The organism is Streptomyces lacrimifluminis (genome assembly GCF_014646095.1).
In the GTDB taxonomy this organism is placed as follows: domain Bacteria; phylum Actinomycetota; class Actinomycetes; order Streptomycetales; family Streptomycetaceae; genus Streptomyces; species Streptomyces lacrimifluminis.
In genome coordinates this window covers 1-5,136 of record NZ_BMMU01000083.1, presented here as the reverse complement: position 1 = coordinate 5,136, position 5,136 = coordinate 1, and the positions used below count along the sequence as shown (strand labels likewise).

Genomic DNA, 5,136 nt, shown 5'->3' with positions numbered 1-5,136 from the left:
TGGACGCGTTGGCGCACCACCGCCACGCTCAGGGCCTGCCAGCCGTCTCCCTCAACTGGGGCTTCTGGGAGCAGCGCAGTGGTCTCACCGCGCACCTCGACCGCACGGACCTGCACCGGATGACCCGCCTCGGCGTCATCGCCATGACCTCGCGGGAGGGACTCGCGCTCTTCGATGCCGCCGTCGCCGCACGGCAGCCTCAGCTGCTGCCGATGCGGCTTGACACCGCCGTCTTGCGTAAGTCCGCCGAGGGATCGGACATCCCGGCACTGCTGCGCGGGCTGATCAGTACACGTGTACGCCAGGCTGTGCAGTCCGTCAGCACGGGCGGCGAGCCGGTGGGCACCGGTGCCCTGCGCGACCGGCTCGTGACCATGACCTCACCTGAGCAGGCGCGCACCTTGGAAGAACTGGTCGTCACCCGAGTGGCATCTGTACTGGGCCACGCCTCCTCGGAAGCCGTCGACCCGGACAGGGCCTTCAAGGAGCTTGGCTTCGACTCGCTCACTGCAGTGGAACTGCGCAACCGGCTGCGTACCGCCACCGGTCTGCGACTGCCCGCCACGCTCGTTTTCGACCACCCCACGCCGGCGGCGATCGCCCAGTACCTGGCGGCCAGGCTGCTGCCAGGCATGGGCGAAGACAGCGGCCGGGCCGCGGAGCCGCCCGCCTACGCGGCGCCCGAAGGGGCCCATGGCGCTGATGAACGGCAGGCACTGGACTCCATCGACGCCATGGACCTCGACAAGCTCATCGACCTCGCCCTCGACGGCAACGACGACGCCGGCATCGGCACAGACGCGTGAAGTGGGGAGCCTGACATGACCAACAGCACCCATCCGGGCCAGGATGCCAAGCTCGCAGCCGCGTTGAGGGCATCCATGAAGGAGTCCGAGCGGCTGCGCCTGCAGAACCGCGACCTTGCCGCGCGGGCCACCGAACCCATCGCGATCGTCGCGATGAGCTGCCGTTATCCCGGCGGGGTCCGCACCCCGGAGGACCTGTGGCAGTTGGTGTCCCAAGGAGCCGACGCAATCACATCCTTCCCAGGGGACCGAGGCTGGCGCCTCGACGGCTGCTACGACAATGGCGGGTTCCTCTCCGACGCAGCCGATTTCGACCCGGACTTCTTCGGCATCTCGCCACGCGAGGCGCTTGCCATGGACCCGCAGCAACGGCTCCTGCTGGAAACCGCGTGGGAGACATTCGAGCGGGCGGGTATCAACCCGCAGTTGCTGCGCGGCTCCCGTACGGGAGTCTTCGCCGGGGTGATGTATCACGACTACGGCACCCTCGTGAGCCAGTCGCGCGAGGCCATTGAGGGTTACGTGTTCAACGGCAGCGCGGGCAGCATCGCCTCCGGCCGTATCTCCTACCAATTGGGCCTGGAAGGCCCGGCAGTGACCGTCGACACCGCCTGCTCCTCGTCCCTCGTCGCGATGCACCTCGCCGTGCAGTCGCTGCGCGGCGGCGAATGCAGTCTGGCGCTCGCGGGCGGTGTTGCCGTGATGTCCACCCCGACGCTGTTCGACGAGTTCAGCCGCGGACAGGGGCACGGGCTCGCGCCCGACGGGCGCTGCAAGGCCTTCGCGGATGCAGCCGATGGCACTGGCCTCGCCGAGGGTGTCGGCATGCTCCTCCTGGAGCGACTCTCCGACGCACGGCGCAACGGGCACCCGGTGCTCGCCGTCGTCCGCAGCATCGCTGCCAACCAAGACGGCGCGAGCAACGGGCTGACCGCCCCCAACGGCCCTGCTCAGGAGCGGGTCATCCGTCAGGCACTGGCCGCGGTGGGCCTGACGTACGGCGACGTCGACGCGGTCGAGGCACACGGCACAGGAACCACGCTCGGTGATCCGATCGAGGCGCAGGCGCTGCTGGCGACGTACGGGCAGGGCCGAGAGCGGCGGGAGCCACTGTGGCTGGGCTCGCTGAAATCCAACATCGGCCACACGCAGTCCGCCGCTGGCGTCGGCGGTGTAATCAAGATGGTCAAGGCGATGGAGCACGGCGAACTGCCCGCGACCCTTCATGTCGACGAGCCGTCCCGGCACGTCGACTGGGACGCGGGCGAGGTGTCACTGCTGACCGAGGCCCGGCCCTGGCCCGAGACCGGCAGGCCGCGCCGCGCCGGTGTCTCGTCCTTCGGTGTCAGTGGCACCAACGCGCACGCCATCATTGAGGAGGCACCTGCTGAGGAGGCGGAAGCGGTGGGCGAGGCTGAGCCTCCGCGCCCGCAGGTCAGCCTGCCCGTACTGCCGTGGGTACTTGCGGGGCGCTCCGAGGCCGCCCTGCGGGAGCAGGCCGCCCGTCTGGCCGACAAACTGCGAGAGAACCCCGCCGAACCGCTGGACACCGGCTATTCGCTGGCCGCCACCCGCTCCGCTTTCGAACATCGGGCGGTGCTGCTCGCGGACAGCGGTTCCCTCGGGAGACTGCCCGATGCGCTCGACGCCCTGTCCCGCGGTGAGAACGCACCTGGCGTGATCCGTGGTACCGGTCGCCGCCTGGCGCGTACCGCGTTTCTGTTCACCGGGCAGGGCAGCCAGTATCCGGGCATGGGCCGTGAGCTGTATGAGTCCCACCCGGTGTTCGCCGAAGCTCTGGACAACGTACTGACCAGGCTCGACCCGCAGCTCGACATTGCGCTGTCCACAGCGCTGTTCGCGGACCCGGGCACGCCTGAGGCGGCACTGCTCGACCAGACCGAGTACACGCAGGCAGGGCTGTTCGCCGTTGAGGTCGCGCTGTACCGGCTGGTGGAGACGTGGGGTCTGACACCAGCCGCTCTGCTGGGACACTCCATAGGCGAGCTGACTGCCGCACATGTGGCCGGGGTGCTGTCGCTGGAGGACGCGTGCACCATGGTCGCCTCCCGAGGTCAGCTGATGCAGGCGTTGCCGCCCGGTGGGGCGATGGTCGCCCTACGAGCGACCGAGGGTGAGGTGACCCCGCTGCTCACCGACGGAGTATCCGTCGCAGCCGTCAACGGCCCGCGCTCGGTGGTGATCTCGGGCGACGAAGAGGCCGTGCTTGCCGTGACCGCCGAGCTCACTGAGCGCGGGCATCGCACCAAGCGGCTGAACGTCAGCCACGCCTTCCACTCGGCACACATGGAAGGGATGCTGACTGACTTCCGCGCCGTCGTCTCCGGCCTCACCTTCCACGCGCCGAAAATCCCCGTCGTCTCCAATGTGACCGGCACTACAGCCAGCGCCGCCGAGCTCGCCGATCCCGGCTACTGGGTCCGGCACATCCGCGACGCGGTGCGCTACGGCGACGGCATCCGGACCCTGCGGGAGCAGGGCGTCCGCACCTTCCTGGAACTGGGGCCGGGCGGCGTGCTGTGCGCCCTGGGCCAGGAATGCCTGACCGACGACGAGCAGGCTGTGTTCGCCCCCACGGTACGGCGGGACCGCTCCGAGACCATGGACTTGTTCGAGGGGCTGGCCGCCGTCTTCGTCCACGGCGTGGGCGTCGACTGGGCCGGGATGTACGACGGCACCGGAGCCCGGCGAGTCGACCTTCCGACGTATGCGTTTCAGCGGCACCGAATCTGGCCAAGGGTGCGCCTGGCCGGGTCCGGGGATCCGGAGGCCCTCGGTCTGGAGGCCGCCGGCCATCCGCTGCTCGGTGTGGTCGTCGAATCGGGCGACGACAGCGAACTGCTCTTCAGCGGAAGGCTTGCTCTCGCGGAGCAGCCCTGGATCGCCGGTCACTCGGTTCTCGGTTCGGTGCTGCTGCCGGGCACGGCCTTCGTCGAACTGGCTGTGCGCGCGGGCGATCGCGCGGGATGCGACCTCCTGGAGGAACTGACCCTGGAGACGCCTCTCGTGCTGACCGTCGACAGGGGCACACAGCTCCGGCTGCGTGTCGCCGCGGCTGACGCGGAGGGAAGACATACCTTCACGGTCCACTCGCGCACCGAGGGTGCCGAGATGTGGACCCGCCATGCGAGCGGCATGCTCGCGACCACCGGCAGCACCACCGCACCGGGACGTATGGAGGTGTGGCCGCCCGTTGGCGCCGAAGCTCTCGACATCAGCGGCCACTATGAGCGCCTCGCCGATCTCGGCTTCTCCTACGGCATGGCGTTCCAGGGCCTGCGCACTGCGTGGCGGCGTGGCGACGAGGTCTTCGCCGAGATCGCCTTGGACGAGGAGACCGCTCAGGACGCGGAGTCGTTCGGACTGCACCCGGCGCTGCTGGACGCCGCGCTGCAGGCGGTGGGACTCAGCAGCCTGGCGGACTCCGGCCCTGAGGCCCGTATGCCGTTCTCATGGCGAGGGGTACGGCTGCATGCCACCGGTGCTGTCGCGGCGCGGGTTCGGCTCGCCGCACGCGGGGACGACACCTTCTCCCTCGCCGTGGCTGACACCACCGGCCGACCGGTGGCCTCCGTAGACGCCCTGGTCCTGCGGCCCGTCGCCACCACTGACCTCGACACTGCCAGGACCGCCGTCCATCGCTCGCTCTTCCGGGTCGACTGGCCCGCGGTCGGCAACCCCGAGCCGGCTGAGGTGTCCGCGGTGTCCGCACTGCGCTGGGCCGTGATCGGCGAGGACCGACTCGGTGCTGCGGCCGTCCTCCCGCAGGCCGGGCCGCACGCCGATCTCGATGCCCTGCGGGAGGTTCCCGATGTCACGGTGGTGACCTGCGAAGGCTCCCCGGGTGAGGCTGCCAACGCCGCCCTCGCAATCGCCCAGTCCTGGCTTGCAGAGGAGCGCTTCGCGTCGTCGAAGCTCCTCGTGCTGACCCGCGGGGCCGTGGCGGCCGGAGATGGCGAGGACGTACCGGCGCTGGCGCACGCCCCAGTGTGGGGGCTGATCCGCTCCGCGCAGTCGGAGCACCCGGGTCGCTTTGTGCTGGTGGATGTGGACACGTCGCAGGAGTCGCTGCGTGCTCTGCCGGCCGCCATGACCTCCGGAGAGCCGCAACTCGCTATACGCGAAGGTGAACTGCGTGCTCCGCGGCTCGCCCGTGCCCTGTCTGATGCAACGGCGATCATGCCGCTGGCCATCCCAGAGGCTTCCTGGGTCCTGGTGACGGGTGCTTCCGGGACGTTGGGTGGTCTGGTGGCGCGGCATCTGGTGACGGAGCATGGCGTTCGGCGTCTGCTGCTGGTGTCCCGTAGCG

Annotated in this window: 1 protein-coding gene and 1 pseudogene; both read left to right on the top strand. The window is 69.8% G+C overall.

Features of this window, described 5'->3' with window-relative positions:
* A partial coding sequence (locus tag IEY89_RS42280) for an acyl carrier protein (protein ID WP_229695731.1) occupies positions 1-806 on the top strand: 806 nt, incomplete at its 5' end.
* A 126-nt stretch (positions 807-932) separates the two neighbouring features.
* A pseudogene (locus tag IEY89_RS39785) lies at positions 933-5,136 on the top strand (type I polyketide synthase); the annotation flags it as partial.